Origin of the sequence: Actinoplanes sp. NPDC051633 (genome assembly GCF_040681735.1) — a bacterium.
GTDB lineage: Bacteria > Actinomycetota > Actinomycetes > Mycobacteriales > Micromonosporaceae > Actinoplanes.
This window is the reverse complement of the sequence record NZ_JBFAZH010000668.1, coordinates 1-4369: the sequence shown is the minus strand read 5'-3', so window position 1 is coordinate 4369 and position 4369 is coordinate 1. Positions and strand designations below refer to the sequence as shown.

The 4369-nt window shown below is 69.9% G+C and carries 5 protein-coding genes; 2 read left to right on the top strand and 3 right to left on the bottom strand.

What is annotated here, in order from left to right; translation table 11 throughout:
- Positions 1–946, top strand: a 946-nt coding sequence (locus AB0M20_RS29325; RefSeq protein ID WP_364303549.1) for an ATP-binding protein, incomplete at its 5' end; no start/stop codon positions are given.
- Positions 947–998: 52 nt separating this feature from the next.
- The gene (locus AB0M20_RS29320) at positions 999–2132 is read left to right on the top strand and encodes an FAD-binding oxidoreductase (protein ID WP_364303548.1); all 1134 of its coding nucleotides are present in this window, start codon (positions 999–1001) and stop codon (positions 2130–2132) included.
- Here AB0M20_RS29320 and AB0M20_RS29315 read toward each other — a convergent pair.
- From AB0M20_RS29315 to AB0M20_RS29305, 3 genes are all read right to left on the bottom strand, one after another.
- On the bottom strand, positions 2121–2840 hold the full coding sequence (locus AB0M20_RS29315; protein ID WP_364303547.1) for a GntR family transcriptional regulator: 720 nt from the start codon (positions 2838–2840) through the stop codon (positions 2121–2123). The two genes, AB0M20_RS29320 and AB0M20_RS29315, sit on opposite strands and share 12 nt — an antisense overlap.
- A 29-nt stretch (positions 2841–2869) precedes the next feature.
- Complete coding sequence (locus tag AB0M20_RS29310) at positions 2870–3883, bottom strand: SIS domain-containing protein (RefSeq protein WP_364303546.1); 1014 nt, start codon at positions 3881–3883, stop codon at positions 2870–2872.
- An 88-nt stretch (positions 3884–3971) separates the two neighbouring features.
- On the bottom strand, positions 3972–4304 hold the full coding sequence (locus tag AB0M20_RS29305) for a substrate-binding domain-containing protein (protein WP_364303550.1): 333 nt from the start codon (positions 4302–4304) through the stop codon (positions 3972–3974).
- Positions 4305–4369 lie beyond the last annotated feature (65 nt).

Genomic DNA, 4369 nt, shown 5'->3' with positions numbered 1-4369 from the left:
CGGCGCTTCGCTCACGCGGCAACTGCTGATCTTCAGCCGCCTGGAACCGTCCCGTCCCGAAACGGTCGACCTCAACATCGTGGTGAGCGAAACGCGCGACCTGCTGAGCCGCACCCTCGGCGAAGACATCGTCGTCGACACCGAACTGGCCGATGACCTGAACGCCGTACGCGCCGACCGCACCAAGATGGAACAGGTCCTGCTCAACCTGGTCATGAACGCGCGCGCGGCGATGCCGGACGGTGGCGTGCTGCGCATCACGACGCAGAACGCCGGCACCGCCGTCGTCCTCAGCGTCACCGACCAGGGACATGGGATGGAACCCGAGGTTGTCCGACGTGCCTTCGAGCCGTTCTTCACGACACGGCCCAAGGGCCAGGGCACCGGCCTCGGCCTGGCCACCGCCTACGGTGCCGTCACCGACGCCGGTGGAAGCATCGAGATCGACTCGCTGCCGGGTGCCGGCACCACGGTACGGATCTGCCTTCCCGCGACGGACGCCAAGGACCAGACGGAAGGGGCCGCCGGCACTCAACCTCCGATCGGTGCCAACGAGTCGGTCCTGCTGGTCGAGGACGAGGACGCCGTGCGGCAGATGATGCTGCGCCAACTCGACAACTCCGGATACCGAGTTCGAGAGGCCGCCGACCCTCTTGAGGCGCTACGTGTCTTTGCCGCCGATCCGCAGTCTTTCGATCTCCTCCTGACGGACATCGTGATGCCGGGCATGTCCGGCACGCAGCTTGCCGGCCGGGTACGTGAACTGCGCCCCGAACTGCCGGTGCTCTACATGTCGGGATACACCGCAGGGCATACTCCGGGCAGCCAAAAGCTGCCGACTGACGGCTCCTTGTTGCACAAGCCGTTCGATCGATCGACCTTGTTGATGGCATTGCACCGCACATTGCACTCGGCCAGTGGTCCGACGAGATCCTTGCCGAGGTGATCGGCGGGGTCGGCCACGGTGACCTGACCGGCGGCGGCATAGTGTCGAGGGCATGACGCATGTTGTGGTGATCGGTGCCGGCATCGTCGGAGCGGCCCTGGCGGACCGGCTCGTCCGCTCGGGCGCGACCGTCACGGTGATCGACTCGGGGCGACCCGGCGGTGGGACCAGCCGGACCAGCTTCGCCTGGCTGAACTCGAACGGGAAGACGCCGAGGCACTATCACGACCTGTCCGTGCGCGGCCTGCGCGAGTGGGCGCGCCTCGGTGCGGAGTTCCGGCAGCCGTCCTGGTACCGCCCGAGCGGGAACATCCGGATCGCCGTGACCGATGAGCAGCGCACCGCGCTCGCCGAGCGGCTCGGCCATCTGCGCGACTGGGACTACCCGGCCGAGGAGCTGACCGCGCGGCAGCTGGCCGACCTCGAGCCGGCGCTGCGCCCGCCGGCGGATGCGCAGATGGCCCACTTCCCGGCCGAGGGCTTCGTGCACGGCGAGGCGGCGGCCGGCGCCCTGCTCGACCGGGCCCGGTCGGGCGGCGCCCGGCTGATCCTCGATGCCGGCGATGTCGCGCTGGAGGCGTCGGGCGCGGAGGTGGGGTCGGTGCGGCTCCCGGATGGAAGCGGGGTGCAGGGCGATGTGTACGTGTGCAGCGCCGGTTGGCGTACCCCCGATCTCCTGACGCCCCTGGGCGTGCCGGTGCCGCTCGTGCCGGCCGGTGCGCCCGGCTCCGAGGCGCCCTGCCTGATGGTCCGCGCCGACGGCCCGTCACCGATCAGCCGGGTGGTGCACACCTCGACGATCGTCAACATGCGGCCCGGCCCGGCCGGTGGGCTGGTGCTGGAGTCGGGGGAGGTCAACAGCCTCGTCGACCTGAGCACCGCGGAGGCCGACCTGGACCGGCTCGGCGGCGAGGTGGTGGACCGGGCCCGGCGTCTGGTGCCCGGCTTCAGCCCTTCGGAGATCCGCCGCGACGTGTGCGTACGCCCGCTGCCGGTCGACGGGCACCCCGTCGTCGGATGGCTGCCGGAGCTGCGCAACGCCTATCTGGCGGTGACACACAGCGGCATCACCCTGGCGCCGGTGCTGGCCGAGCTCATCGACGCCGACATCCGGCAGGGCGCCGAGGATCTGGGCCCGTACCGGCCGGGCCGGTTCGCCGGGAGCGACGGCGCGCTATCGGCGTAGGACGTGGAACGCGAACGACTCGCCGCGGTGGTAATCGGACGCGTACAGCACCGGGCGGCCGCTGCCGGTGACCGCGGTCTCGGTCACCAGCAGCCACGGCCCTAACCCGCCGAGGGAGTACCGGGCGGCCGGCTCCTCGGGCAGCTCGACCGCCTGGATCCGGGCGGCGGAGGAGACCGGCAGGTGGCCCTGCGCGCCGAGCAGGTCGTTGAGGGAGCCCGACCAGTCCACGTGCCGCAGGGGGCCGGCCAGGACGTCGCGGGGCACGGCCTCGACCGTGTAGACCAGCGGATCGGAGCCGGCCGAGCGCAGCCGCTCGAGCCGGATGACCTGCGCCCGCCGGCCGAGCACCAACGCCCGCCGTTCCTCGGGCGTGGCGATGTCCTCGGTCACCGAGAGCACCAGCGTGCGGGCGTCGAAGCCGAGCGCCCGCAACATCTCGGTCACCGACTCGAATCGAGTTATCGGACGGTCCACCTCGAGCAGGCCGAGGGTGGACAGGAACCGGCCGCGGCCCTGCTCGGCGATCACGCGGCCCTCCTGCTCGAGCAGCTTGAGAGCTTCTCGGGCGGTGCTGCGCCCGACCGCGAACTGCTCGGCGATCTCGGCCTCGGTCGGCAGCCGGTCGCCGGGGCTGAGTCCTCGCCGGGCGAAGTCCTGGATGAGGTCGTCGCGCAGCTGCGCCGACATCGGCCGGCGATCACCCACGGGCTCCTCCTCAGCGATCAGTCCAGAACCTAATACCGCACCCGGCGGTAGTAGCGGCGGGTGGTGAGCGGGTGGTCGCGCAGCACCTCGAGGTGAGCGCTGACCCGCTCGAGCAGCGTAGCGAGCAGGACCGGGCTGATCAGCTCGCGCACCGCCGGGGAGATGCCGGGCGTCTCGACCTCCGCGGCGTCGAACACGGTGAGCTTGCCCGTGCGCTCGGCGGCGAACGCGGCCACCCGCTGCGACAGCGGGCGTGATGCGTCCTCGCCGGCGAGCACGACGACGCTGACGCCCTCCTCCACCAGCTCCAGGGTGCCGTGGAAGAAGTCGTTGGCGTGCACCGGCCGGGTGCGGATCCACTGCATCTCCTCGAGGATGCACATGGCGTAGTACCAGGCCTGCGCCCAGGTCGAGCCGGCGCCGGTGAAGATGTGGTACGGCTCGTCCTTGAACTGCTCCGCCCAGGCCTGCGCCCGCGGTTCGAAGCCGCGCTTGGCCTCCAGCAGCGCCTGCGGCAGCCGGGCCAGTTCGGCGAGCACGGCGTCGTACGAGTCGATCTCGCCGCGCTCCTGCATGATCGCCAGAACGACCGCGAGGGACTGCAGGTAGAACGACTCGCAGGAGGTGTCGTCCTCGGCGAAGTTGACGAACGTGTGGTCGGCGCGCTGCGCCAGCGGGCTGTCCGCGTGAGCGGTGAGACCGATGACGGTCGCCCCGAGCGCCCGGCAGTGGTCGAGGATCTCGAGGCTCTCCTTGGTGGTGCCGCTGAGCGAGGGGATCACCACCAGCGACCCGGCGCCCAGGTGGCCGTGGCCCTGCGCGAGCACCTCCGCCGGCACCTCGTGGAACACCGGGAAGGCGGAGCGGGAGCGCAGCAGGCGCGCGGCGGGCTCCATCAGGATGCCGGCGCCGCCCGAGCCGAGGAGGAACAGGTTGGTCGCCCCGGCCTGGAGCGCCTTGGCCACCACCGGACGCAGCCCGGAGGCCTGGGCGACGGCGCCGGACTGGATGCGGAGGAAGCGGTCCTCGTCGAAGTTGAGCACGGTGTCTCCATGTCTTGATGTCTGATGACTAATCCAACTTGTCAGACAAGTTGAGCCACGGCAAGAGGTGCGTGCGATGTGAACGGGATCAGTGGCGGGTGTCCGGCGGTGCGCCGACGGACTCCCGCACCACCAGCGACGCGGGCAGGACCTTGCGGACCGGCCGGTGGTTGCCGCCCTGCATGCGCCGCAACAGCAGGCGGAAGGCCTCGGCGCCGATCTCGTACACGGGCTGCGCGACCACGGTGAGGGGCGGAGAGGTGACCACCGCCCACTCCGCGTCGTCGAAGCCGACCAGCGAGACGGACTCCGGGCAGGACAGCCCTCGATCGCGTAACGCCTGCAGGACACCGAGCGAGAGAATGCTGTCCAGGGCCAGGATCGCGGTCGGCTTTATATACTTTGCCTTTGTGTTTACTATATGTTGATATGTTATTTGATGTATTATGAGTATTGTTTCCGTCCATATTTCCTATAAAATCAGAA